We start from the raw sequence: 24,827 nt of genomic DNA, 5'->3' as shown, positions 1-24,827 counted from the left end.
CTACATCTTACATTGATTATTTTTAAAGTCTTTTTGTATTTTATCAACAGTATCAGAATCGGCTCTGAACCTTAAAAAATTCGTTTTTATAATCAAATAAATATTTTTTAAAAGCAAATATATCCTTATTACAAATACAGGAAAAGAATAATTTATGAAAAAAAGATCTAATTTTTGATGCCATTTAAGATGCAATTTACTATCATTAATTATTTTATTTATTAGGTTTTTATCAGGTTTTATAAATGCAAAATACAATCCAGCCTTATCATTTAAAGATAAATTCATTAAGCCTATAACCTGTGATAGCTTTATGTCGTTAGCAGAACCAATAAACGGATATTTTTTTTGAAGTAAAATATTTCCATATAGAACTTCATTATAATTATGTCTATTATACAAATTACCACTTCCGATATTTTGATGAATAATACTGTTAAAACCTACTCTAAAAATATGTATACTTTTAGCCATATCAATAGCATCTATCTGTGCGGCAACCCCCAACATATGTGATTTTTCAAATTTATTAAATTTTATTTTAAAATATTCTGATCCTCTATTTAGAAACACTGAATCTGAAAAAGCATTGATTAAACCACATTGAACATATTTTGAATTTAATAAATCATTTTTTTTTATTTTAAAAAAAACATCGTTATCATCTATGATTGCAAATTCATCTTTTAACCATTCGTCTTTATAACTATTTACTAGCGTTATTTCTGTTTGTGTATATTTTCTAAACCTATCACTCCAAATTATGCAATGAGGATTTTGTTCTTTTAAACAACGCAACAATTCACAAAAATTAATATTATAATAATATCTATCACTACACTGTAATATATACTTTCCCTTTGCCTCACATAATCCTTTTAAAAAATTTGAGTCATTACCAATATTCATATCATTTTTTATTATTTTTATTGTTAACTTATCTTTTGCTAGTTGTAAGACATGTTGTAAAATTTGTTCTATATCATAATCTGAAGCATTATCTAAAATTAATAACTCTATATCATTATTGTGTATATTTTCTAAAAGTGTTGATAAAATAGTTTTTATACTAATACATATCTCATTTTTTCTATTATAGGTTGGCATTACCAATGAAAGCAAATACATATTATTCATTATCTAATCCCAATTTTTTTAAATATCTTGTTGGTTGTTTTGTTTATTGCAAATAAAAACAACAAAAAAGGAATATATGCTTTAAATACAAGAGATAGATTTTGAGATGTTGACGCAAGATAAAGAGCTTTTACTCTTTTGCTTAAACTACTATACACCATAAAAATAGAGTATATATTATCTATAAAAAACTTATTCTCTAATCTAAATCTCTGTAAAAAATTTTCTGAAATAATAGGTATATTTTTTATTTTTTCACTAAAAAGCGCATCGTCTCCATAATTCCAATCTTTTTCTTCGCCTACAGTTACATACACTGGATACTCTGTAAAATGCCAAACGCCACCCCTTAAACAATTTAAACCTACAAAAGCTATAAAAAGATAAATATTTCTAAATTCTTCACTGCTAAGATATTTTTCCAATATACCTTCACGCAAAAACACTATCCCGCTTAATTGATGCCCCAAAATAGAAAGAGTAAGCGCAGACAAAAAGCCTTTTGCATATTTTTTATTTTCACCAAGACTCCTATATCCTACAATGGCACCATCAACTCTTTTAGCAAGGAATGATGGAATTATACATGCCAAGTTATCCGTTTCCAGATGTTCCACTATTTTTTTTAGATAATCAAAATGCAAAAAATCATCATCGCCCAAAAACATAACATATTTAGCACTTGACTTTGACAAGACAAAAACAGCATTTCTTTCAAGTCCTATATTTTCTTCTTGTCTATAAATTATAATTTTTATATCGGTATTAGATTTTAATATACTTAAAACATCAAAAGTAGAATCACTTGAAAAATTATCAGAAATTATGATTCTAATTTTATCTTTACAATCCAACCTAGAGACATAATCTATTAGCAACTCCAAATTCTTCTTTAAAGGTTCAATTCTGTTAAATGTGGGTATCAAAATATCAAGCAGCATTATTTTAAAACCCATTCGATCATTTTTTTTACGCCCTCTTCTTTTGAAATTTTTGGTTCCCAACCAATAAGTTTTTTTACTTTATTTATATCTGCCACGAATATCTTTTGATCAGACTCTCTAGGTGGCAACTGCTTATATTTCATTTTAATATTAAGTTCCTGCTCCAAAAAAGAAAAAAGTTCTAAAAGCGAATATGAATTTTGTATTCCGCCGCCTATATTAAAAACCTGTCCTTTTATTTCATCTATTTTGTGAGAAGCCATCAGATACAAATCTACGCAATCACTAGCATAAAGCAAATCTCTTACTTGTTTTCCGTTTCCAGATATTGTAAATGGTTCCTTTAGGGTATTTATTTTTATTTCTACTGCCTTTTGAACAAACCATCCAATCCAGCCTTGATCATAAGTAGCAAACTGCCTTCCACCAAACATGGAAGAGTGCCTAAAAACCGCGGTTTTTACTCCATATATTCTTGTAAAATCCAACATATATTGATCTGCACTACCTTTTGACACACCGTATGGAGAGTGAAAATCTAAAGCTACTTCTTCATTAAAACCATTTGGCCTATCAATACATTCATATCTTGTATCAGTTTCTTTATACTTATATTGATTTAAATTACCATAAACTTTATTTGTAGATGAGTAAATAACAGTGCTATCAGGACTATATAGCCTTACCGCATTTATAAGGTTAAAACTTCCTACAGCATTTATCTCAAAGTCCATTCTTGGATTCTCTATAGATGTTGTCATTGCTACTTGTCCAGCTAAATGAAAAATCACATCGGGTTTATATATTTTTATTGTTTGTTCTATGTCATTTATATTTCTTATATCCCCATAAACAAAAACAAATTTACCTTTAGTTCCTAGCCATTCCTTATTTTGATAACTTCCATATCTATACAAAGAATCAAATATTATAAGCTCGTCTCCTTGTTCTAAAATCCTACTTGCTATATTTGTTCCCAAAAAGCCACATCCGCCCGTTATTAAATATCTCATTTATTCCCTTTTCTTAATTTAATAAAATTTTTTATATTTTTAATCATATAATCAATCGCCATATCACCCATACCAGGATAAAGTCCTATCCAAAAGCTATCATTCATTATTTTATCTGTCACTTTTAAGTCCCCAATCACCCTATAATCTTTATTTAAAACCATATTATCAAACATTGGATGTCTTGTTATATTACCAGCAAAGAGATTTCTGGTTTGTATCTTATTTGTTTCTAAATATTTTACTAACTCATTTCTAGTAAAATTAGCACTATCGCTTAGCGTTATCATAAAACCAAACCAGCTTGGATCAGAGTTTGGCTGAGTTTCCACTAGAATCAACTGATCCAAGTCTTTTAATCCATCGTACAGCCTTTTTCTATTTAGTTTTCTTTTTTCTACAAAGCTAGGGAATTTCTCAAGTTGTGCACAGCCAATCGCAGCTTGCATATCCGAAACCTTTAAATTAAAACCAAAGTGAGAATAAACATATTTATGGTCATATCCCTTTGGAAGTGTTCCAAAACTTTTAGAAAATCTACATCCGCAAGTATTATCAACACCGCTTTCACACCAACAATCTCTCCCCCAATCTCTCATTGATAAAATTATTTTTTTAAGTAGCGAATTGTTAGTATAGACGGCTCCACCCTCTCCCATTGTCATATGGTGTGGTGGGTAAAACGAGCTAGTGCCTATATCACCCCAAGTACCAGTATATTTTTTCTCATATGTTGAACCCAATGCATCACAATTATCTTCTATTAACCACAAATTGTTCTTGTCGCAAAAATCTTTTACAACCTTTAAATTAAATGGATTGCCAAGCGTATGGGCTATCATAATTGCTTTTGTTTTTTTGCTAATAGCTAATTCTAATTGAGTTACATCTATATTTGCATATTTTAAATCCATATCTACAAATACAGGGATTGCTCCATATTGAACTATTGGTGCTACAGTAGTTGGAAATCCTGCGGCTACAGTTATTACCTCATCACCTCTTTTTATCTGTTTGTCCTTTAAAAGAGGTGATGTAAGTGCAAAAAAAGCAAGTAGGTTTGCGCTACTTCCAGAATTTACTAATAATGCATATTTAATACCTAAATATTTAGCCAGTTCTTTTTCAAAATGTTTACTGTAATCGCCATATGTGAGCCAAAAGTCCAATGCACTATCCACCAAATATTGCATTTCTTTAGCATCAAATACTCGACCTGCATAATTTACCCTTGTTTCACCCTCTATAAATTTTCTTTCGTGAATTGGCTTATGAACCAACTCGTAATATTCTTTTGTCTTTTTCAATATTTCTTGTTTTAGTATGTTTTGTTTGGTCATATCAATCCTTACTATTTAATATTTTTTTAATTCCACTTTCTATAGAAACTTCTGGTTTCCATCCAAAACTAACCAGCTTTTGAATATTTGCTTTCATGTCCATATTTTCATTTTCTCTATAAGCAATGGCCCCGAAAAGAAGCTTGGTATTTATATTTTGTTGTTTTAATATCTCTTTATATACTTTTTCTATAAAAACTTTAACTTCAATTGAATTTCCAGTACCCAGCTCAAATTCTTCATAATCTTGAAATTTACTTATATTTTTAATAATCACTTCATATGCACTTACAACATCATCAATATAAATAAAATCTCTTTTTTGAAGACCCGACGTTAACTTAACTTTTTGTACATTTTGTCTTAGTTGTCCTACTAGCCAACAAATAAAATTATTATGCCCGCCAAAAGGGCCATACATATGTTCTAATCTTACATTTATAATTTTTGTATTTTTATTTGATAAATAAATCATCCAATCTACTAATTGTGCTTTTGAAAAAGCGTACGCATTTATGTTTCTATATAATAATGTATCAGTATTTATAAATGCTTTAGTATTATTGATAGAATTTTCTAAAAGCTCTAGTCCAAACATTAAATTTGTCATTACTATTTCAGATACACTATTGTTATTTTTCCCATAATTAGTAACAGTATTAACCACTATATCTACTTTATTATTTTTAAAAATATCTCGCAATGCCACCTCGTCAACATTATAAAACTTAATGTCATTTAAATTTTTATCAATAATATTTGTATTTGATGTACTTCTTTTTAAGGCAATAACTTCATGTCCATTTTTTATAAAAGACTCCAATAGACACCTTCCTAAAAAACCTGTACTTCCAGCCAATAGTATTTTCATTTACTTACAGACCATTCTATTTTCTTACTATTTGCATCTCTAATATAATTTTCTAAATCGCTTTGCGTCAATATCTCTCTATTATTTTCATAGTAAGCTTTGTACCATTTTGCAGTTTTTTCGAATGTAGTCTCACTACCCCAAACATCTTTCCACTTCAATAAAGCATAAGCCTTTGAGCAATCCAACTTTAGTAAATTTGCTTCATGAGGTTGACCTAGATCCTGACTTATCTCATAATCTATTTTATTCCAATGCTTTTTTATATTTTTTATAACTTCTTCTACACAAATACTTCTATCATTGCTTGGGCCAAAGTTCCATGCCCCAGAATACTCAACTCGTTCTTCTAAAAGTTTTTGTCCTATATGAAGATACCCGCTAATACACTCTAGTACATGCTGCCATGGTCTTGTGGCATTTGGGTTTCTAATACTTATTTTTTTGCCTTGTGATGCTGATACCATCACGTCCGTTATAAGCCTATCTTTAGCCCAGTCCCCACCACCTATTACATTTCCTGCTCTACAAGTTACTAATAAAGTATTATGTGTTTTTTTATAATCTTTTGTATTAAAGTATGAATTTCTATAGGAAGAAGTCAATAAATCTGCACACCCCTTGCTTGAACTATAAGGATCGTATCCTCCCATTGGATCATTTTCCCTATAGCCCCAGACCCACTCTTTATTTTCATAAGCTTTATCACTTGTGATATTTACTATTGCTTTTGCATTATTTTTGCGACAAGCTTCAAAAACTTTTAGTGTTCCTATAACATTTGTTTCATAAGTTTCTATCGGTTTTTCATAAGATATTCTTACAATAGGTTGTGCTGCTAAATGAAATACAATATCTGGCTTATATTTACTAAATATCTGATTTAATCCATCTAAATCCCTAATATCACCAGTCACAGAAATGATATCTGGGTTTAAAAGTCCTATATGGTTTGGGCTTGTAGGAGCTTCTAGTGCGTAACCTATAACTTTTGCACCCATTTGACTAAGCCAATAAACAAGCCAAGATCCTTTAAATCCTGTATGCCCTGTTACCAGAACTGTTTTATTTTCATAAATCCCACAGAAAAGGTTTTTCATTTCCAAATTTTCCATGGTGCCTTTCCTTTATTCCAAAGTTCATTTAAATACACTTTATCTCTTAAAGTATCCATACACTGCCAAAAACCGCTATGCCTATAAGCGCCGAGTTGGCTATTTTTTGCTAGAATCTGCAGTGGGTATTGCTCGAAAATAGTTTCATCCGATTCTATTAAATCCAAGACTTCTGGTTCACATACCATAAAACCGCCGTTTATCCAATTTCCATCACCGGCGGGTTTTTCGACAAATTTATTTATTAAATTTGCACTTATATCTAGTGCTCCAAATCTTCCTGCTGGCTGGATGGCTGTCATAGTTGCTTTAACTTTATTTTGTTTATGAAATTCAACAAGTTTTTTAATATTTACATCGCTTACACCATCGCCATACGTGAGCATAAAGGTTTCATTTTTTATAAATTCTTTTGCTCTTTTAATTCTTCCACCTGTCATACTATCTAATCCAGTATCTAAAAGAGTTACTTTCCAAGGTTCACTAGAATTATTTAATATCTCGGTTTTTCCAGTTGCCATATCAATAGTAAAATTACTCTGATGTAAAAAATAATTAGCAAAATACTCTTTAATATAGTAGCCCTTATAGCCAAGAAGAAGAATAAAATCATTAAACCCGTAGCTAGAATAAATTTTCATAATATGCCACAATATTGGCTTTCCACCTATCTCAACCATTGGCTTTGGTCTTATATCAGTTTCCTCACTAAGTCTTGTTCCATACCCACCTGCTAACAGTAATACTTTCATTTTATTTTCTCCATATTTTTTAAATACCACTCATAAAGTGTCTTTATCCCATATTCAAGCTCTACTTTATGTTTCCAGCCAAGAGAGTGGAGCTTAGACGGGTCCGTTAGTTTTAGCATCGTTCCATCAGGCTTGTTATCATTAAAATATAGCTCGCCTTTAAAGCCAATTATATTTTTAACAAAATTTGCTAGCTCATTTATCGAGATATCTTTGCCTGTACCTATATTTATATGCGTATTTCTTATCTCTTTGCTATTTTTATCATAAATATCTTTAAAGTCTCTATTTTCCAGTAAAAACACGCAGGCATCGGCCATATCTTCTGAGTGTAGAAACTCTCGTCTAGGCTCTCCTGTGCCCCAAATTTCTACTCTATCTTTTGAAATACCAAATTTATCAAGATAAACCATAGCTTCATTTATATCTCTTACTTTTAGATCTTTTACCACTTCGCCAAATTTTTCTTCACTTAAAAGCTTTGCTAGGTGTATCTTTCTTATAAGTGCTGGCAATACATGCGAAGTTTCTAGATCAAAGTTATCATTTGGACCATACAAATTTGTAGGCATTACAGATATGAAATTTGTGCCGTACTGCAAATTATAGCTCTCACACATCTTCATGCCAGCTATTTTGGCTATCGCATATGGCTCATTTGTGTATTCAAGCGGAGATGTCAAAAGCACATCCTCGCTCATTGGCTGTGGAGCATTTTTAGGATATATGCAAGTACTCCCCAGAAATAATAGTTTTTTTACCTTATGCAGATAGCTTTGATGGATCACATTATTTTGAATTTGTAAATTTTCATATATAAAATCAGCCCTATAAGTGCTATTAGCCACTATTCCACCGACCTTTGCAGCAGCTAGCACTACATACTCGGGCTTTTCTTTTTCAAAAAACTCACAAACTGCTTTTTGATCCATAAGATCAAGCTCGCTATGAGTTCTTGTGATTATATTTTCATAGCCTTTTGATTTTAAATTTCTCACTATAGCAGAGCCTACCAATCCCTTATGTCCTGCTAAATAAATTTTGCTATTTTTATCCATTTTTTACTCGAAATAGCTCATTATCTCATATCCGCCATCTTTTAGATAGAGATCTTTTGCCATGAGCTTTAAGTCCGACTTCATCATATCATTTACTAGGTCCTGAAGGTTAAATTCTCTCTTCCAGCCTAGTTTTTTCTCCGCCTTGCTAGGGTCTCCAAGCAGCAAATCAACCTCCGTTGGTCTAAAGTATCTTGGATCTACACAAACCACTATTTGACCAATGCTTAAATGTGATATGTCTAATTTTAACTCTTTTACCTTTTCAAAATTTAGTGAGTCTACGACCCCTACCTCATCTACGCCAGCCCCTTCAAATCTCAAATTTATACCAGTATAGGCAAATGCAAATTTTACAAAATCTCTAACCGCTGTCGTTTGTCCAGTCGCTATCACCCAGTCTTCTGGCTGTGGGGCTTGCAGTATCATCCACATCATCTTCACATAGTCTTTTGCATGGCCCCAGTCTCTTTTGGCGTCTAAATTTCCAAGATAAAGCTTGTCTTGAAGCCCGAGCGCTATCTTACTAGCTGCCCTTGTGATCTTTCTAGTTACAAATGTTTCGCCTCTAACTGGTGATTCATGGTTAAACAATATACCGTTACAAGCAAAAATACCATAAGCCTCTCTATAATTAACCGTTATCCAGTACGCATACATCTTTGCGACTGCATAAGGGCTTCTTGGATAAAATGGTGTAGTCTCACTTTGCGGTGTCTCTTGTACTTTTCCGTAGAGCTCAGAGGTAGAAGCTTGATAAATTTTAGTCTTTTTTTCAAGTCCTAATATCCTTATAGCCTCAAGCAACCTAAGAGTGCCTGTGCCATCAGCATTTGCGACATATTCTGGAGTTTCAAAGCTTACTTGTACGTGGCTCATGGCAGCTAGGTTGTAAATTTCATCTGGCTGCACCTCTTGGATGATCCTTGTTAGGTTCATAGAGTCTGTCATGTCGCCATAGTGCAAGAAAAAATTTCTATTATCAACATGTGGATCTTGATAGAGATGATCTATCCTATCTGTATTAAAAAGACTCGTTCGTCTTTTTATACCATGTACTATATAGCCTTTTTTTAGTAAAAATTCTGCCAGATACGACCCGTCTTGACCTGTTATACCAGTTATTAACGCTACTTTTTTATCCATAAATCACCTTTTAAAATCATCGTCTAGGCGAATTATATCATCTTCACCTGTATATTCGCCAACCTGAGCTTCTATTAAAACCACAGGGATTTTTCCTTCATTAGATAGTCTATGAACTTCGCCCATTTTTATATAGATAGACTCATTAGGACAAACAAGTCTAGTTGTCTCGCCGATCGTAACTGTGGCACTACCAGACAAAACTATCCAGTGCTCATTTCTATGAAAGTGCTTTTGTAAAGATAGCCTCTTGCCAGGTTTTACTTCTATGATTTTTATCTTATATCCATCTTGATTTTCAAGAACCGTGTAGTTTCCCCATGGCCTATTTGTCGTAACATGAGTATTGCAAAGCTCAGAGCTCTCCTCTTTTAAAATTTCCACAACATTTTTTACTTTTTGGCTAGAGGATTTTTTAGAGATCAAAAGAGCATCTTTGGTGTCAACTACGGCTAGATCATCAACATCTATCAAGGCTATTTTTTTGCCGCTAGATAGGACTAGATTATTGTGAGAATTTATCTGCACAAGATCGCTATTTATTGTGTTTCCATTGATATCTTTTTGTAGCTGCTCATCCAAACTATCAAAACTTCCAAGATCACTCCAAGAAGCATCCAAGGATACCATTTTTACGATATCTGATTTTTCCATCACAGCATAATCTATGCTATTTTGGGGAATATTTTGCATGTCGATAACGTCTATTTTGATATCAAATTCGTCTTTTTTTGCATTATCAAAAGCAAGTTTACACGCTTCAAATATCTCAGGAGCAAAAATTTTCATCTGATCCAAAAAAATGCCTGCTTTAAAAACAAACATACCAGAATTCCAGTAGAAATTTTGATCTTTTAGAAATTTTACTGCCCTTTCATGGTCTGGCTTTTCATAAAAAGCCTTTACATCACCATTATAGCTCTCTATATATCCAAATCCTGTCTCAGGCGACTTTGGCTTTATACCAAAAGTAACTAAGAAATTTTGCTCTGCCAGCTCCTTTGCAGCTTTTACGCTTGTGTGGTATGCTTTAATGTCCTTTATCAAATGATCCGATGGCGTTACTAAAACAATCTCATTTGGATCAAGTGCAAGGCAAGCTAGTGTGATCGCTGGTGCAGTATTTCTACCAACTGGCTCGAGCAGATATTTAAAATTTGTGATACTTAAATTTTCTATCTGATCTATCACCAAGTAGTAATGATCAATATTTGTAATCACAAATGTATTGTCACAAATTTCACTATTTCGTAGTGCAGTTAGCTGAAAAAGTGACCTGTCATCAAATAATTTAATAAATTGTTTTGGCATCAAAGTCCTGCTAATAGGCCACAACCTCGTACCAGAACCACCACATAATAATATATTTGTCATAAATTTTATCTACTTTAAAATGAGCTTAAAAATCTTATATAATTAAAGCTAAAAAAGGCTAAGAACTTACTAAAACTATCTAAAATATAAGTTTTGATAGCTTTTAAACTATCAAAACACCTCTCTCATCTTATGTGTTAGCTCTAGGCTCGCTTCTATCTCGGCTCTTTTTGCCATTACACTTTCAACATTGACGCCGACGTTTATACCAAGCTTTTTGGCAAATTCATAAAGCTCTGCGAAATTTTCAAGGCAAATTTGTGATGCCGTGGCTAAAAAATCATCACTCTCAAGCATCCTTTTCTCGCTTTTTTCATCAACACTTATACCAAGCCACTTGATAAACTCTAGCGTTTTTGGCGTGCCGCAAGTCGTAAAAGTCAAAATTATAGGCAAATTTAACCCACTTTTTGCCACACTTGTTAGTAAATTTTTAGCCAAATTTACATCAAAAACCGCCTGCGAGATGAAAAATTTTGCTCCCATTTTGGCCTTTTGGCTCATCCTTTGCTCTTCATCGCCCTTTTTAGCATGCCTCTCAGCTATGCAAACACCACCCACTACAAGCTCTTTAAACTCGTCTCTAGCGATCTCATAAGCACGCTCTAAGCTCATTTTAGGCTCTACTTTGCCAGAAGCAATACCGACAAAGACATTTATGTCACTACTACTTTTGGCTAAATTTGCTCTAAATTCGCTCTCATTATATTTGTTCGCGACTCTATAAAAGATGCTTGGTGTCTTTAAATTTAGATACTTTGAGTAATAAATTTCAGGGCTTAATGTATCACTAAATTCAAAGGTTCGCTCGCTTTTTATACGGCTACTTTCATCTTGGATCTCGTAAAGCACCAAGCCATCAGCCTGCACATATGTGATCCTCTTGTCCCATTTTGCAGCGATCTCTTTAAGCTTCACCTCGTCAAATTCGGCCTTTGGAGGTGTTAGACCGTAAAGAACTATGCCACTTTTATTGTTTATGATCTTATCTTTTAACATTTTCTAACTTTTTTTGAAATTTAAATGGAGTTTAGCGCCTAGGCTTACTAGACGCTAAAATTTGGACTATAGACCTCTTACGATCTTGACAGCTTCTACCATGTTTTTAAGGCTTGGCTCGACCTCTTCCCATTTTCTGGTTTTTAGGCCACAATCTGGGTTGATCCAGAGTTGCTCTTTTGGTAAGACTTCAAGCAGAGCTTTGATCTGAGCGACGATCTCCTCGACACTTGGCACACGTGGGCTGTGGATGTCGTAAACGCCAGGTCCAACCTCTTGTTTGTAGCCAACGGCTTTGAAAATTTTAAGTAGCTCGTTGCCACTTCTTGCAGTCTCGATACTGATAACATCAGCATCCATAGCCTCGATAGTCTTAATAATATCGTTAAATTCAGAGTAGCACATATGCGTATGGATCTGAGTTTTTGCTTCAGCTGAGCTTACTGAAAGCTTAAAGCAATCAACCGCAAATTTCTCATAAGCTGGGATATTTTCAGCTCTTAGCGGATAGCCCTCTTTAAATGCTGCCTCATCGACTTGGATCACTCTGATGCCTGCATTTTGAAGGTCTGCGATCTCGTCATAGATACAAAGCGCGAGCTGTTTTGCCACCTCACTTCTTGGCAGATCGTCACGCACAAAGCTCCAGTTTAGCATAGTCACAGGACCTGTTAGCATGCCCTTCATTACGTGTTTTGTGATACTTTGAGCGTATTTCATCCACTTAACAGTCATCGGCTCTGGGCGGCTTACGTCACCAAAGAGGAGTGGTGGTTTGACGCAGCGGCTGCCGTAGCTTTGTACCCAGCCATTTTGGCTAAATGCATACCCGCTGATCTGCTCGCCAAAGTACTCGACCATGTCGTTTCTCTCTGGCTCGCCGTGTACTAGCACGTCTAGGCCGATATCCTCTTGAAATTTCACGCAGTGATCGATATATTTTTTGATGCCAGCTTCATAAGCAGCCGCGTCGATCTCGCCTTTTTTGAAATTTTGGCGAAGTACACGAAGATCAACCGTTTGAGGGAAGCTGCCTATTGTCGTTGTAGGCAAGATGCCGTATTTTAGTGTTTCGCGCTGAATTTTTATGCGATCTTCAAATTTCTCATCACGCTCAAATTTGCTTAAATTTTTGATGCGGTTTTGAACGCTATAAGAGTGGATGAGCTTTGAAGTAGCACGAGTTTTAACAGCATTTTTGTTCTCTTCGTAAATTTTTGTTTCGCTCTCATCAAGCTTCTCTCCGTTTGCTAGTTTTGTGATGATCTTGATCTCGTCAAGCTTCTCAACCGCAAAGCTTAGCCAGCTTTTGATCTCTGGGTTTAAATTCTCTTCATATTTTAGAGTGTATGGCACGTGAAGAAGCGAGCATGAAGTGCCGATGTAAAGGTCTTTTCCGCCTATTTTTTCTGAAATTTCACCTACAAGTTTTACTTTTTCATCGATGTTGCTCTTCCAGATATTTCTGCCGTCGATCACGCCAGCAAATAGCGTCAAATGGCTGTTTTTGATAGTCTCAAGTGCTTCGAAATTTCTCTTACCGTGGATGAAGTCAAGTGCGATGCCGTAAATTTTAGTTTTAGCCACTTCGCTAACTGCTTTAATCGCATGCTCAAAATATGTCGCAAATACGATCTTAACGTTGCTAGCTACGCTTGTTAGCTCGTTATAGACCTTTGTGATAAGTGGCAAAAGATCGCTTTCGTTTTTGTCTGTTACAAAGATCGGCTCGTCAAACTGCACTAAAATTTCATCATCAAGCTTAGAAATTTGCTCAAGTAACTTTTTGTACTCGCTTACAAGCGCGTCAAGATGCTTAAATGGGCAGCTGCCGTCAGTCGTCTTTGAAAGGGCCAAAAATGTGATAGGGCCGATCAAATTTACCTTGCCTTTTACGCCGTTAGCCTTCGCCTCTTTGTATTCATTTAAAATTTTGTCTGCTTTTAGGCTAAATTTACTCTCGCTGCTAAGCTCTGGCACGATGTAGTGGTAGTTTGTGTTAAACCACTTTGTCATCTCCATCGCAACGCCATTTTTATTGCCTCTTGAGCAAGCAAAATACTGCTCCAAGCCGCTTAAATTTGCAAATCTTGGAGGCGTAGCGCCAAAAGCGATGATGTTATCAAGCATTAGGTCATAAAATGAAAAATCATTAACGCTAATAGCCGAAATGCCAGCGTCTTGTTGATATTTCCAGTGTCTTTGGCGAAGCGTCTTTGCAGTCTCTTGCAAATTATCTTCGCTAAAGCCCTCTTTACCAGCCCAAAAGCCCTCTAATGCGCGCTTTAACTCTCTTTTTTCACCGATTCTTGGAAAACCTAAAACATAACTTTTTATCATTTCTATCCTTTTTAAATTTCTATTTTAAATTAAATCTGTGCAAAACACAGCAACCTTGAATATTTTTATGCAGGTACAAGGGGGCTAGAATTACGAAACCGCCCCCTTATCTCTGCGACCCAAACCCCCAGCATGTTCAATGTTGTTGTGCTACGCACAAGTCTGGGTCACCCAAAACACGGCGGATGACACCCGCTTCTTCTTAAACTAAAGTAAAATTTATAAAAAGCTCTACTAAAAAGATCCTTGCCAAATTTTAAACACTGCTTAGCTTTGCTATTAAAAATGCAGTTACAATGCAGCGGACCTGCTAGCAAAAATGGATTTATTTCAATGTGAAAAAATGTAAAATCATTTAAAAATTTGCGTGTTTTTTGAAAATCGCTGATATGTTTTTTGCCGAGATTAATGAGCTTTATGCATGGGACAAGGCATCAGCGTTTTTCCTTTGTAGTGAATTTTTGTCGCATTATAAACGCTCTTTGCCAAATTTTTGTTTAAAGTTTGGGCGCTACTAAATTTCGCGCCCAGAATGTTTAGTCTTTTTTGCCTTTATTTAGGGATTTTAGCTTAGCATCCATATCAGCTGTAAGCATAGTAAAGACCTTATTTGTAAGCTCCTGAGTTAGATCCTTAGCCTCTTGCATTGTCTTTTGGCTAAATTCATTTAAGAGTTTGTCCGCTTTTTTCTTATCTTTTTTATAAAGTTTGACGTACTCATCTTCAAATTTAGCCTGTTTTACCGCCAACTCTTTTTCAAATTTAGCGTATGCCTCTTTTACCACTGGCGAATACTTCTCATAGTCAGTCATCACAAGGGTTTGAAGCTTTCTATAAACCCAGTATATCGAAGTGTCATCAGCGTCGTATGAGCCGTCTGAGTAGCCTTTTATAAAGCCATCAAGCCCCTCGTAATACGGCAAATAAACGCTAAGATCAGCCATGCCAAGAGCTACGTAAGTCACACGGCCGATCTCTTTTGGTAGCCATGGGCGCACCTGCATGACGTGAGACTCGTATGTTCTAAAGACGCTTATGGCGCGGTAGACATTTTTCTTATCTTCGTCTTTGCTAGCGTAGTTATCAAACGCAGTGCCGTTGTAGTGGGCTCTCATTGCAGCTTTTAGATCTTCAACGCCTAATTTTTTCTCTGGTTTTAAAAATACTGGAAATTTCTGACCATCGGCGAAGTCTTGTTTTAGACTTGGGTTAAACATGCTTTGTACCCAGCAAACGCGTGGGTAGTTGTAAGTCACATCTCTTTCATCATCCCTTGTATAAGCCTTTGTGAAGTTAAATTCGCCATCTTTTGCAGGGTCATAAGTCTTGTTATCAATCGCAAATTTAATGACGTCTTTTGCGCCCATGAAATTTGGATCATTCTCTTTATAGGCGTGAAGTCTGCCTTGGTTTGCAGTGACGAAATACTCATCTGGAGCGATCTTTGTAGCGATCCACTTGTGACCTGTACCTGTTTCAAAGTACCAAAGCTCGTTTGCGTCAATAAATACTACGCCAAAGCCTTCTCCGGCGCCCTTTGTCTCAACTATCTCACCAAGAAGCTTAACGCCATCTTTTGCACTCTTCATACGTGGCAAAAGCACGTCTGGGATGTCATCTTCGGTGATACCGGTCTCTTCATTATATGGATCGATCTTTAAAAGCTCATCTTTTGCGTATATGGTCTCGGTGCCACTTAGTCCAACGCCAGCTTCATTGTAGCCGACAGCTCCGTGAAGTTTTGTGTGAGAATTTGCGATGGTTGTGTATCTCATGCCATCTTTTGGGAGCGGATATGTAAAGTCATTTGCGCCGTCATGCGCCTTTGAGCTGTGCATGCCAGTTTGATTTTTCGTAGCTGGATGTATCAAAAAGACTTGAGCTTTTATAGCCTTGCTATCTGCGCTCCTAGCGACCAGCATGGAGCCATCATTTGAAGCTTTATCTCCTACTAAAATGGTAGTGCATGCCAAGCTACTTGTGCCTAAAATCGCACTCATAGCAACGATTGATGCAAGAATTTTGCCTTTCATTATTTACTCCTTTAGTGAAATAAAATTTCTTTTTGTGATTATATGTAAATTTTAATAATTTAATTATAAATTTTAAAATTCTTTTAAGTTTAATGTAAATTTATTGCAAATTTTGTCTAAGTGAAATTTAAATTTTCTAAAGGTATTTTCGCTATAATCCAAAACTTACGCACTTGCGTATAAAATTTCAAAAAGGATTAGCATGCCAAAGATGAAAACCGTTCGCGGTGCTGCTAAGCGCTTTAAAGTAGGTAAAAATAAGATAAAAAGAGGCTCTGCTTTTAGAAGCCATATCTTAACAAAAAAACCTAGTAAGCGTATGAGAGACCTTCGTGGACCACACTACGTGGATAGCACAAACGTCTCAGCCGTTCGCAAAATGCTCGGCGTATAAGCAGCTTAGATTTAAGTTTTTGACAAAAAAGTCATTCAAACTCCCCCAAATTTAGGGGCAAGACTCACTTTGTGAGCGCCAATTTGTAAAAGGATAAATATGGCAAGAGTAAAAACAGGCGTAGTTAGAAGAAGACGCCATAAGAAAGTTTTAAAGTTAGCACGTGGCTTTTTCAGTGCTAGACACAAACATTTTAGAAAAGCTAAAGAGCAACTAGAGAGAAGTTTAGTTTACGCATACCGCGACAGACGCCAGAAAAAACGTGATTTCAGACGTTTATGGATCGTTCGTATCAACGCAGCTTGCAGACTAAACGATATTAGCTATTCAAGATTTATCAACGGCTTAAACAAAGCTAAGATCGAACTTGATAGAAAAATTTTAGCTGATCTAGCTATGAATGACGCGAAGACATTTGCGGCACTTGCAAAACAAGCAAAAGATGCTTTGAAATAACACCTTTTCTCCGCTTCGGCGGAGATCTTCTTTTTTTTAAATTTCTATTCAAATTTTTATTAAAATTTATTTTTCGAGTTTTTAACTTAGTTATTTTGTATTCAAATTTCAAATTAAAGCCACTATAAAAATTTTACTTCATCAGCTAGGCACAAATTTAGTAATATAAATTTAAAAATTTATTTACCATAACTAGCTAAGAGTAGGCTCCAAAACTCACCCTAAAAGCTAAATTTCAACACTCGTATCAAAGCAGTGTTTCACCGCTCCGCTAAATAAAATTTTGCCGTTTTCAAGCCTAAGCCCAAGCTCCTCGCCACTTTTTGGATAGACTTTTAGGCTCTGTGGTGCGTTTAAATTTAAAGTAGCGCCGTAAAAGCAAGCCGCCATGCCAGTGCCACAAGCTAGCGTCTCGTCCTCCACACCCCTTTCGTAGGTTCTAACCTTTAAAACTCCACCCTCAAATTTGGCTAAATTTACATTTGCATTGTATTTTTGACGAAGCGCCCTGCACTCTTTGACGTCAAATTCCTCTAAATTTTGTGTGAAATTTACAAGGTGAGGCACGCCAGTATCATAAAAATACCAAGTTTTGCCGCCTTCATTTAGTGGCTCGCTTAAAATTTTTGGACTTGTTAGCACGACCTCGACGCACTCATCTTTCACGCTTGCCATCACCTCGCCGCTGCCGGTTAGCAAGGCAAATTCGTTTGAACTTACAAGGCCGTTTAGATAGGCATATCTAGCAGCCGCGCGCGAGCCATTGCCACACATCGCAGCGTAACTTCCATCGCTGTTGTAAAACTCCCATTTCACGCCCTTTTCGTAAGGCAAAAGTACGATGAGCCCATCAGCTCCAACGCTGTTCGTTCGGCTGCAAATTTGCCTTGCTAGCTCGCCTCTATCTTTGCTCAAAAATGTATGAAATATTACAAAATCGTTGCCACTAGCGTTGTACTTTGAAACTTGCATTATTTTTCCTTTAAAATTGCTCTATTTTTTGCCAAATTTATATAAACTCAGCCGCAAATTTGCCTTAGAAATTTCTCTAGTTCTTGCTCTAAATTTTCTTTATCGCCACTGTTATCTATGATAAAATTTGTCTTTTTTCGCTTTTGCTCAATATCCATCTGAAGCTCTACTCTAGCTTTTGCATCCTCTAAATTTAGACCGTTTCGATTCATTAAGCGGCTTAGCAAAAGCTCTTTTGGTGCGTAGATTACAGCTACATTTTTAAACTCAGCGTAGCGATCCTCTTTTTCAAAAAATAAAGGGATATCGACAAAATAAACCTGCCCCAAGCACTCAAGCTTCGCAGCACGAGATAAAATTTCTTCCTTTATCTTTGGATGCAAAATTTGCTCTAAAATTTTTAATTTTTTTGGGTCTTTAAAAACAATGACACCAAGTTTTTGTCGATCGATCTTGCCAGCTTCGTCTAAAATTTGCTCTCCAAAAAATTCCACTATCTCACATTTACAAATTTCAAGCTGCTCATGAGCGATCACGTCCGCATCAATCACACTAAAGCCTCGTTCTTTTAGCAAATTTATAGCTGTGCTTTTACCGCTAGCAATAGAGCCTGTAATGACATAAGCGTTTGGAAATTTCTGCAAACTCGCTCCATTTTTGAAAATTGATGACAATTTTAGCAACTTTTGGCTAAAGTTTTAGAAAATTACAAAAAAGGGCAAAGATGATAAGCTATAAAGATGCTGGAGTGGATATAGATGCTGGAAATAGCTTTGTTGAGGCGATAAAGCCTTTCGTAAAATCTACACAAACACCAAACGTTATAGGTGGTATTGGGTCATTTTCAGGAGCGGTCAGACTACCAAGTGGATATAAAAATCCAGCCATTTTAGGAGCGACTGATGGCGTTGGCACAAAGCTTCGCCTAGCTATCGACACCAAGAAATTTGACGGCGTTGGCGAGGATTTAGTCGCAATGTGCGTAAATGATCTCATCTGCAACTTCGCTACACCGCTCTTTTTCCTTGATTACTACGCGACTGCAAAGCTTGAGATAGAGAGTGCCAAAGAGGTGGTAAAAAGCATCGCAAATGGCTGCAAAAAGGCGCAATGCGCGCTGATAGGCGGTGAGACAGCCGAGATGCCGTCGATGTATGAAAAGGGCGACTTTGATCTTGCTGGATTTGCCGTGGGTATCGCTGAGGCTGACGATATCGACAGAAGCAAATTTGTAAAAGCTGGTGATGTTTTAGTCGCGCTTCCAAGTAGCGGTCTGCACTCAAATGGCTTCTCTCTTGCAAGAAAAGTAGTTAGCGAGCTTGGACTAAAATTTGATGAAAAAGTAGGCGATAAAAAGCTCATCGACGTGCTTCTTGAGCCAACAAGAATTTATGTGAGCGACTTTTTAAGTTTAAAAGACAAGATCACAGCAATGGCGCATATAACAGGTGGTGGCATAGTTGAAAACCTACCTCGCGTCTTCCCTGTTGGACTTGGTGCAAAAGTACAAAAAAGCGTTATAAAAACGCCTGAAATTTTTAAAATCATCGCTCAAAAAGTAGAAGAAAGCGAGATGATGAGGACTTTTAACATGGGCGTTGGCATGATATTAGTTGTGCCTAAAGACAACGTTGATACTGTCCTAGCTAGTAGCGATGGCTACGTGATCGGTGAAGTAGTAAATGGTAAAGGCGTAGAGCTAGTTTAATGCAAGAAAATAGCAAAAAACGCTTGCTAAGGACCGAAAATAAGAGCTTTTTTGATCTTAGCATTTATGAGTATATAGGCTGTTTTGGTGTACTAGAAAGTGATATCAAAAAACTTGATCTCTATAATCACTGGTGCAAGGTCTCACGCGCCTCTACTATGCTTTGCGTCACACATGATAGCGGCGAGAGCGACAACCTAGTCTATCTATATGACTGGGAGAAATTTAGCCGTATCTACATAAATACAGGAAATTAAATTGGCAAAACAAAAGGCAAAAATCGCATCTGTTTGGGCTAGAGCGAAGGCCTTTATCATCGATCTTTTTATCATCGGTATGCCGATATTTTATGCGACAACATATCTTGTGCTTGATGGTAAAGAGGCATTTTTGCATAACCAAATTGCTATTTTTGGTGCAAATAGCCTGATCTCGCTTATAATGTGCCTTTTTTTTAGCATAAAAGCACAAACTCCGGGTTACAAAGCACAAGAAATTTATCTAATAAACCTAAAAACCGGTAGAAAACTAGGCTTTTTTCACACCATCTTGCGCCAAATTTGCTTTGCCTTTGCTGGCTTTAGCATACTTGGACTTTGCCTTTGTTTCTTTAGAAAAGATAAACTAAATCTGCACGACATCATCACTCACTCAGCTGCCGTGCAAAGATCAGAGGGATAAATTTTACTTCGCTCCATGCCAAAGTAGGCGATTTTTACCAAGTTTTGTATCTATGCTCTCTTTTATGATAGAGCAAATATACTCTTTTGAAAGTTGTATAGACTCCTCTAAGCTCTTGCCCTTTGCTAAAAAGCAAGCAAGTGCAGTTGAGAAGCTACAACCAGTTCCACTCATTACAAGCGGATTAACAAGTGGGGTTTTAAAATTTCTTAGCGAACCATCTTTTTTATAAAGTGTGTCTATGCTACTATCTTCGCTGATATGTTTTTTTACGATGACGTCACAAGGCAAATCTTTATAATCATCACCAAAAAGCACATTTGCCTCATCTAAATTTGGAGTAGTTACCGTAGCTAAGCTCATTAGATCTTTTAGCTTTGTCACCGCACTATCTTTTATAAGCTTGTGTCCGCTTTTTGAGACGCAAACTGGATCAAGCACTACTTTGGTATTTTGAGTTAGTAAAAACTCACGCACCACCTCCATGATCTCTTCACTAAATAACATGCCTATCTTAATCGCATCAAAGCTAAATTCTTCCGCAAGCGTATTTAGCTGATCTTTGACAAAACTAGGCTCTAAGCAAACTACACTCTTTACAGCATCCGTAGTCTCAGCGACCAAAGAAGTTACCGCTGTTGCACTATAACAATTAAGCCTAGCACATGTTTTTATATCTGCTTGAAGTCCAGCTGTGCCACTATTGCAAGAGCCTGCGATGATTAGAATTTTTTTCATCGTTTTCCTTTGAAATTTTTGGCTTATTATAGAGGATATTAGATAAATTTGAGTTTTTTAAAGCAGAAGAAATTTGAGCAAAAAGCTCAAATTTATGAAAGTTTATTTAAGTCGTTATCGATATCTATATATATCGTAGTTGCGTTAAGATTTGTATGCTCAAAACTAGGATCTACTTGTTTGTCGCTCTCTTTATGTTCATTCATTTTAGCTAAAAGATCATCTTCTCTTAATCCATGCTCATTTATTAAATTTGGATCTATTTCATTAAAACTAATATTTACACTAGCCTCATCATTTGGCTCTTCTTGCTCTAAATTGGTTGCGCTAAGGATATCATCTACTTTTTCATTTATATGATCTAAAATCGATACATAATCATTGCCAAGAAGCACTTTAAACAATGCGTCAGTATCTATGCTAGACTCACCAATATCATCGCTTACTACGCTACTATCTAGCCAAAGAGTATCGTATCCGTTTATTGATATATCTTGTCCATCATTTGCAGTGATTGTAATGCTTGCACTTTCGCTCTCGCCCTTTATAGCCTCTCCGATATATACTTTATCATTTACATCTAAAACTCTTACATGATCATTTTGGTCTATCGCTATAACATCAGATGAAACGCTTTTAACTATACCAGCTACTGCTGCCATCTTTATTCCTTATTTTTATTTGTCGGTATTTTAGTATATTTAATTACTTTTGTATATTGTACTATGGTACAAGGTGGCGATAATTCCAAATCATTCAGATTTTGTGATTAAAATATATCCACTCTCACTAATATTTTTAAATTTCACGCCAAGCTCGCGTTTTAGGCGAAGTATCACATTTTGGATAGCCGCCTTGCTAACATCGCTCTCATAGACAAATTCTTCTATCATCTCATAAGTAACTAGCTTATTTAGATTATAAGCAAAGAGCCAAAATATCTTATTTTGCAAAAAACTAAGATAAATTTCAATGCCGTTTTTATAAATTTTCTCTCTTTTTAAATTTATACTCACCTCATCGCTTAAATAAACTAGCTTTTCATCTCGTTCAAAACTTAAACTAATAAGCATTGCTCTAAGATCCTTCATATCAATAGGCTTTTTTAAAAAGAGCATCGCCCCTTCCTCCATGCTTTTTATCAAATTTTCATCGCTATCATAAGAGGTAAAGACGATAAATTTTTGGTGCGGCTTTGTACGTTTCATCTCATTCATCATCTCAAAGCCGTTAAGCACTGGCATGTGAATATCGCTCATCACAATATCAAAGCCTTGCTTTTTAAATTTTTCCACGCCATCTTGTCCATTGCAAGCACCAATTACCTGTTCGCAATAAGGTTTAAGCCCGCTAATAATAAGCTCTCTTGCCATATCATCATCTTCGACTACCAAGACGGACGTCTTTTTTAAAATTTCTAAGACTTCTTGCATTTTAGTCCTTTAAATTTATATCAAAACTTAACTCAAACACCGTTGGCTTTGCGTTATTTACGAGCCTTACATCACCATTTAGTTTTTCTTGCGCTAGCTTTTTAGCAAAATAAAGTCCTATACCATTTCCTTGCTTTTTGGTGGTATTTAGCCAAGTAAAAATTTTCTCACTCATTTGCTCGCTTACGCCATTCCCATTGTCATAAACTCCAATATAGCATTTATCTTCAAAGCTTCTAAATTTTATCTCGATGATACGTTTTAGTGGCTCATCTTTGTAGCTTTCGACAAGTGAGTCTTTTGCGTTGTGTATTAGGATTAGTAAAATTTGTTGGATTATATTTTCTATCTGACGAACTTTTTGTTCGTTAAAGCCACTAAATTTTACACTAACATTTGCACGGCTAAGCTCTGTGTGCATGAGGGTTATTAGATTTTTAACGCTTGTTTGCACCTCAAATTCGCTCACATTTTCAGCGCTTTTATAAAAATTTCTAAAAATTTTAATAGTACTTGAAAGAAGTTTGACCGAGCTTTGTCCTTTTTCAAGCAAATTTATTAGCTCCTCATTGCTTAATTTACCTTCCTTTTTTAACATTATGCAAGAGCTTAGCATTAGTTTTAGCGAATTTACAGGCTGAATGAATTGATGATTGATACCACTTATTAGCTCGCCAGCCTCACTCATTTTGGCTCTATGAGTTAGCAATGTTTCATACTCATCTTGTATCTTTTTTATCTTGTTATACATAAAATTATGAAGAATATTTGCCAAAAACGTGAGCGCAACGAAGGCAAAGAGCAAGCTTAGAGCATTTTTTAAAGCTTCTTTTGTTAAAGCTGAAATTTCCTCTTCGTTATTTGTGCCAGCTCCTATGAACCAATTTATCGTTGGTATCTCAGCTACTTGGATTAAATTTTGTCCTATTTTTAAGCTTGTAATGTCTTCATCTTTTAAAAACAACTCTTTAAATTTCTCCTCGATCTCTTTTTTTAAAGCAAGATCAGGTATCGATGTTAAAATTTCACCGCTATGAGTCACTAAAAATGAGTAAGAATTTGGCGCAAGGCTAAAATTTTTAATGCTATTAAAGATATTTTCTATACGCACGACGCCACAAAGTGCTGCTTTAAATTTCGCTTGTTTTGTGACTGGAACGCATAAATTTAGAGTTGAGCCTTTTAAAATTTTATGTTTTTGCATAAAATTTACACTTGGGGCATTTGTATTTTTTGTCTCAACATACCAGATAAGCCCTGCTCTTTCGCTCTTTGGCATAACTTCTTCTAAAATTTTCTCTCCATCTACAAAAATTTCTCCATCATCCCTTAAAAGCTGCATTAGATCAAATTCTTTTGCGTTTTGTTTAAAGAGCTTTATAAAGCCAGCTATCTTTTCATCGTCATCTACGATGTCTGCATTTTGTATAAATTTTGACGCACGAATGAGTGAATTTATACGCTCATCAAGCCAAATTTGAAAGTTATTTACGATATTTTTGCTAACTGCTATATTGTTTTTATCAGATAGTTCTATGATTTTCTCTTTGGCGTTGCTGTAAATATTTAGCCCAAGAAGTATTACAAAAAGGCTAGCAAGCAAGATGATGGCGTAGATTTTAATATTTTGTGATTTTAAATTAATACCCATGCGTGCAGTATATCCTAAGTTAGCCCAAATTTGGGCTAACTAAATTTCATTTTAAAAAGGATAAAAGCTTTGAAACGAGCATAAGTGCAAGCACTACAAAACAAACACTAAACCCAAGTAGCGTACAATCAGCCATCGACATAAATTTAGATGAAGGCACAAGATACCAGCCGTCCGCATAAAGATCAACTATGCTCTTTTGTAAATCACTTAGTACCGCGCCATCAGGCACCATAGGGCTGTCATATCCACAGTCGCCTGTTGGCATAAACCAGTCAGGCGCCCACTTCTCAAGCGGCAAGCCAAATGGATATTGTGGCTCAGTAGAGCAGCCCTGCACACCAAAAGGATCATCGCCATGCACCGCATCGTGGATTTTAGCTAGCTTTACGCTATACATTATGCCCTGCACCGCTCCCCAAAAGGCAAAGACGTAGCCAATTAGAGCAAATAGTAAATTTTTAGGATTTATCATAGCGATCACGCCGCCAAGTGCCATACATAAAAATGCAAAACGTATATAGACGCACTGCTCGCAAGGAGGCATATAAGCGTAGTTTTGAAAGAGTGAGTGCGCGATAACGACAAGCCCAACGCTCACAAAGACTAGGATCGCCCAAGAGATGCGTGAGTCTTGAAATTTAGCCATTTTTTTAAAAAAGCTCATGTGAC

Annotated in this window: 25 protein-coding genes; 5 read left to right on the top strand and 20 right to left on the bottom strand. The window is 35.7% G+C overall.

The window, feature by feature from the left end; all coding sequences use genetic code 11:
• The 13 genes from CCON33237_RS00640 to CCON33237_RS00580 form a co-directional block, all read right to left on the bottom strand.
• Positions 1-1,137 (bottom strand): glycosyltransferase family 2 protein, encoded by a 1,137-nt coding sequence (locus CCON33237_RS00640; protein ID WP_054195954.1) that lies wholly within the window; start codon positions 1,135-1,137, stop codon positions 1-3.
• Positions 1,137-2,078 (bottom strand): glycosyltransferase family 2 protein, encoded by a 942-nt coding sequence (locus CCON33237_RS00635; protein ID WP_159070948.1) that lies wholly within the window; start codon positions 2,076-2,078, stop codon positions 1,137-1,139. The genes CCON33237_RS00640 and CCON33237_RS00635 overlap by 1 nt, the downstream gene beginning before the upstream one ends.
• Positions 2,078-3,094 (bottom strand): GDP-mannose 4,6-dehydratase, encoded by a 1,017-nt coding sequence (locus CCON33237_RS00630; protein ID WP_054195952.1) that lies wholly within the window; start codon positions 3,092-3,094, stop codon positions 2,078-2,080. The genes CCON33237_RS00635 and CCON33237_RS00630 overlap by 1 nt, the downstream gene beginning before the upstream one ends.
• A complete protein-coding gene (rfbH, locus tag CCON33237_RS00625; RefSeq protein WP_054195951.1) occupies positions 3,091-4,434 on the bottom strand; it encodes a lipopolysaccharide biosynthesis protein RfbH in 1,344 nt (447 codons plus the stop codon). The genes CCON33237_RS00630 and rfbH overlap by 4 nt, the downstream gene beginning before the upstream one ends.
• Position 4,435: 1 nt before the next feature.
• Complete coding sequence (locus tag CCON33237_RS00620) at positions 4,436-5,305, bottom strand: NAD-dependent epimerase/dehydratase (RefSeq protein ID WP_054195950.1); 870 nt, start codon at positions 5,303-5,305, stop codon at positions 4,436-4,438.
• Positions 5,302-6,420 (bottom strand): CDP-glucose 4,6-dehydratase, encoded by a 1,119-nt coding sequence (gene rfbG, locus CCON33237_RS00615; RefSeq protein ID WP_234402300.1) that lies wholly within the window; start codon positions 6,418-6,420, stop codon positions 5,302-5,304. Before rfbG ends, CCON33237_RS00620 begins: the two co-directional genes overlap by 4 nt.
• The gene (gene rfbF, locus CCON33237_RS00610; protein ID WP_054197360.1) at positions 6,402-7,172 is read right to left on the bottom strand and encodes a glucose-1-phosphate cytidylyltransferase; all 771 of its coding nucleotides are present in this window, start codon (positions 7,170-7,172) and stop codon (positions 6,402-6,404) included. The genes rfbG and rfbF overlap by 19 nt, the downstream gene beginning before the upstream one ends.
• Positions 7,169-8,230 (bottom strand): GDP-L-fucose synthase family protein, encoded by a 1,062-nt coding sequence (locus CCON33237_RS00605; RefSeq protein ID WP_054195949.1) that lies wholly within the window; start codon positions 8,228-8,230, stop codon positions 7,169-7,171. The genes rfbF and CCON33237_RS00605 overlap by 4 nt, the downstream gene beginning before the upstream one ends.
• A gap of 3 nt (positions 8,231-8,233) precedes the next feature.
• Positions 8,234-9,376 (bottom strand): GDP-mannose 4,6-dehydratase, encoded by a 1,143-nt coding sequence (gene gmd / locus CCON33237_RS00600; RefSeq protein ID WP_054195948.1) that lies wholly within the window; start codon positions 9,374-9,376, stop codon positions 8,234-8,236.
• A 3-nt stretch (positions 9,377-9,379) separates the two neighbouring features.
• Complete coding sequence (locus CCON33237_RS00595; RefSeq protein WP_054195947.1) at positions 9,380-10,750, bottom strand: mannose-1-phosphate guanylyltransferase/mannose-6-phosphate isomerase; 1,371 nt, start codon at positions 10,748-10,750, stop codon at positions 9,380-9,382.
• A 111-nt stretch (positions 10,751-10,861) separates the two neighbouring features.
• Positions 10,862-11,749, bottom strand: coding sequence for a DNA-binding protein (locus tag CCON33237_RS00590; protein ID WP_054195946.1), 888 nt, complete (start codon positions 11,747-11,749; stop codon positions 10,862-10,864).
• 66 nt (positions 11,750-11,815) lie between these two features.
• Complete coding sequence (gene metE, locus CCON33237_RS00585) at positions 11,816-14,089, bottom strand: 5-methyltetrahydropteroyltriglutamate--homocysteine S-methyltransferase (RefSeq protein WP_054195945.1); 2,274 nt, start codon at positions 14,087-14,089, stop codon at positions 11,816-11,818.
• A 536-nt stretch (positions 14,090-14,625) separates the two neighbouring features.
• Positions 14,626-16,122: a C69 family dipeptidase gene (locus tag CCON33237_RS00580; protein WP_054195944.1), complete on the bottom strand. Its 1,497-nt coding sequence runs from the start codon at positions 16,120-16,122 to the stop codon at positions 14,626-14,628.
• Positions 16,123-16,324: 202 nt separating this feature from the next.
• Between CCON33237_RS00580 and rpmI the strand changes: the two genes are divergently transcribed.
• Both rpmI and rplT read left to right on the top strand, forming a co-directional pair.
• The gene (rpmI, locus tag CCON33237_RS00575) at positions 16,325-16,516 is read left to right on the top strand and encodes a 50S ribosomal protein L35 (protein ID WP_054195943.1); all 192 of its coding nucleotides are present in this window, start codon (positions 16,325-16,327) and stop codon (positions 16,514-16,516) included.
• A gap of 99 nt (positions 16,517-16,615) precedes the next feature.
• A complete protein-coding gene (rplT, locus tag CCON33237_RS00570) occupies positions 16,616-16,972 on the top strand; it encodes a 50S ribosomal protein L20 (RefSeq protein ID WP_054195942.1) in 357 nt (118 codons plus the stop codon).
• A 228-nt stretch (positions 16,973-17,200) separates the two neighbouring features.
• Here rplT and dapF read toward each other — a convergent pair whose 3' ends face one another.
• The gene (gene dapF, locus CCON33237_RS00565) at positions 17,201-17,944 is read right to left on the bottom strand and encodes a diaminopimelate epimerase (RefSeq protein WP_054195941.1); all 744 of its coding nucleotides are present in this window, start codon (positions 17,942-17,944) and stop codon (positions 17,201-17,203) included.
• A 47-nt stretch (positions 17,945-17,991) separates the two neighbouring features.
• Positions 17,992-18,588 (bottom strand): dephospho-CoA kinase, encoded by a 597-nt coding sequence (gene coaE / locus CCON33237_RS00560; protein ID WP_054195940.1) that lies wholly within the window; start codon positions 18,586-18,588, stop codon positions 17,992-17,994.
• Positions 18,589-18,668: 80 nt separating this feature from the next.
• Between coaE and purM the strand changes: the two genes are divergently transcribed.
• From purM to CCON33237_RS00545, 3 genes are read left to right on the top strand one after another with little or no spacing between them, the layout of a single operon-like run.
• On the top strand, positions 18,669-19,652 hold the full coding sequence (purM, locus tag CCON33237_RS00555) for a phosphoribosylformylglycinamidine cyclo-ligase (protein ID WP_054195939.1): 984 nt from the start codon (positions 18,669-18,671) through the stop codon (positions 19,650-19,652).
• Positions 19,652-19,909 carry a hypothetical protein gene (locus CCON33237_RS00550; protein ID WP_054195938.1) on the top strand — a complete coding sequence of 86 codons (258 nt, stop codon included), beginning with the start codon at positions 19,652-19,654 and terminating at the stop codon, positions 19,907-19,909. Before purM ends, CCON33237_RS00550 begins: the two co-directional genes overlap by 1 nt.
• Before the next feature lies 1 nt (position 19,910).
• Positions 19,911-20,333, top strand: a complete 423-nt coding sequence (locus CCON33237_RS00545; protein WP_054195937.1) for an RDD family protein — start codon at positions 19,911-19,913, stop codon at positions 20,331-20,333.
• A gap of 3 nt (positions 20,334-20,336) precedes the next feature.
• Here the strand turns inward: CCON33237_RS00545 and CCON33237_RS00540 are convergent, their stop codons facing one another.
• The 5 genes from CCON33237_RS00540 to dsbI all read right to left on the bottom strand — a co-directional run bounded on the left by CCON33237_RS00540 (position 20,337) and on the right by dsbI (position 24,822).
• The gene (locus CCON33237_RS00540) at positions 20,337-21,071 is read right to left on the bottom strand and encodes a hydroxymethylpyrimidine/phosphomethylpyrimidine kinase (protein ID WP_054195936.1); all 735 of its coding nucleotides are present in this window, start codon (positions 21,069-21,071) and stop codon (positions 20,337-20,339) included.
• A 92-nt stretch (positions 21,072-21,163) separates the two neighbouring features.
• Entirely contained in the window at positions 21,164-21,733 is a 570-nt protein-coding gene (locus CCON33237_RS00535) for a hypothetical protein (protein ID WP_054195935.1), read from the bottom strand.
• A gap of 90 nt (positions 21,734-21,823) precedes the next feature.
• The gene (locus tag CCON33237_RS00530; protein WP_021090255.1) at positions 21,824-22,504 is read right to left on the bottom strand and encodes a response regulator transcription factor; all 681 of its coding nucleotides are present in this window, start codon (positions 22,502-22,504) and stop codon (positions 21,824-21,826) included.
• A gap of 1 nt (position 22,505) precedes the next feature.
• Complete coding sequence (locus CCON33237_RS00525; protein WP_054195934.1) at positions 22,506-24,155, bottom strand: sensor histidine kinase; 1,650 nt, start codon at positions 24,153-24,155, stop codon at positions 22,506-22,508.
• 46 nt (positions 24,156-24,201) lie between these two features.
• Entirely contained in the window at positions 24,202-24,822 is a 621-nt protein-coding gene (gene dsbI / locus CCON33237_RS00520; RefSeq protein WP_054195933.1) for a protein-disulfide oxidoreductase DsbI, read from the bottom strand.
• Positions 24,823-24,827 lie beyond the last annotated feature (5 nt).

It is taken from the genome of Campylobacter concisus, assembly GCF_001298465.1.
GTDB classification, from domain to species: domain Bacteria; phylum Campylobacterota; class Campylobacteria; order Campylobacterales; family Campylobacteraceae; genus Campylobacter_A; species Campylobacter_A concisus.
Note: the sequence above shows the minus strand (reverse complement) of the source record. Positions and strands in the feature narration are given on the sequence as shown.

Bases quoted from the DNA above. Each gene is read 5' to 3' on its own strand.
- CCON33237_RS00635 (WP_159070948.1), bottom strand. From the start codon at position 2,078: ATGCTGCTTGATATTTTGATACCCACATTTAACAGAATTGAACCTTTA.
- rfbG (WP_234402300.1), bottom strand. From the start codon at position 6,420: ATGGAAAATTTGGAAATGAAAAACCTTTTCTGTGGGATTTATGAAAAT.
- CCON33237_RS00550 (WP_054195938.1), top strand. From the start codon at position 19,652: ATGCAAGAAAATAGCAAAAAACGCTTGCTAAGGACCGAAAATAAGAGC.
- metE (WP_054195945.1), bottom strand. From the start codon at position 14,089: ATGATAAAAAGTTATGTTTTAGGTTTTCCAAGAATCGGTGAAAAAAGA.
- CCON33237_RS00640 (WP_054195954.1), bottom strand. From the start codon at position 1,137: ATGAATAATATGTATTTGCTTTCATTGGTAATGCCAACCTATAATAGA.
- CCON33237_RS00590 (WP_054195946.1), bottom strand. From the start codon at position 11,749: ATGTTAAAAGATAAGATCATAAACAATAAAAGTGGCATAGTTCTTTAC.
- CCON33237_RS00540 (WP_054195936.1), bottom strand. From the start codon at position 21,071: ATGAAAAAAATTCTAATCATCGCAGGCTCTTGCAATAGTGGCACAGCT.
- CCON33237_RS00630 (WP_054195952.1), bottom strand. From the start codon at position 3,094: ATGAGATATTTAATAACGGGCGGATGTGGCTTTTTGGGAACAAATATA.
- CCON33237_RS00525 (WP_054195934.1), bottom strand. From the start codon at position 24,155: ATGGGTATTAATTTAAAATCACAAAATATTAAAATCTACGCCATCATC.
- purM (WP_054195939.1), top strand. From the start codon at position 18,669: ATGATAAGCTATAAAGATGCTGGAGTGGATATAGATGCTGGAAATAGC.
- gmd (WP_054195948.1), bottom strand. From the start codon at position 9,376: ATGGATAAAAAAGTAGCGTTAATAACTGGTATAACAGGTCAAGACGGG.
- CCON33237_RS00530 (WP_021090255.1), bottom strand. From the start codon at position 22,504: ATGCAAGAAGTCTTAGAAATTTTAAAAAAGACGTCCGTCTTGGTAGTC.
- dsbI (WP_054195933.1), bottom strand. From the start codon at position 24,822: ATGAGCTTTTTTAAAAAAATGGCTAAATTTCAAGACTCACGCATCTCT.
- rfbH (WP_054195951.1), bottom strand. From the start codon at position 4,434: ATGACCAAACAAAACATACTAAAACAAGAAATATTGAAAAAGACAAAA.
- CCON33237_RS00605 (WP_054195949.1), bottom strand. From the start codon at position 8,230: ATGGATAAAAATAGCAAAATTTATTTAGCAGGACATAAGGGATTGGTA.
- dapF (WP_054195941.1), bottom strand. From the start codon at position 17,944: ATGCAAGTTTCAAAGTACAACGCTAGTGGCAACGATTTTGTAATATTT.
- CCON33237_RS00580 (WP_054195944.1), bottom strand. From the start codon at position 16,122: ATGAAAGGCAAAATTCTTGCATCAATCGTTGCTATGAGTGCGATTTTA.
- CCON33237_RS00535 (WP_054195935.1), bottom strand. From the start codon at position 21,733: ATGGCAGCAGTAGCTGGTATAGTTAAAAGCGTTTCATCTGATGTTATA.
- rfbF (WP_054197360.1), bottom strand. From the start codon at position 7,172: ATGAAAGTATTACTGTTAGCAGGTGGGTATGGAACAAGACTTAGTGAG.
- CCON33237_RS00620 (WP_054195950.1), bottom strand. From the start codon at position 5,305: ATGAAAATACTATTGGCTGGAAGTACAGGTTTTTTAGGAAGGTGTCTA.
- rpmI (WP_054195943.1), top strand. From the start codon at position 16,325: ATGCCAAAGATGAAAACCGTTCGCGGTGCTGCTAAGCGCTTTAAAGTA.
- rplT (WP_054195942.1), top strand. From the start codon at position 16,616: ATGGCAAGAGTAAAAACAGGCGTAGTTAGAAGAAGACGCCATAAGAAA.
- CCON33237_RS00595 (WP_054195947.1), bottom strand. From the start codon at position 10,750: ATGACAAATATATTATTATGTGGTGGTTCTGGTACGAGGTTGTGGCCT.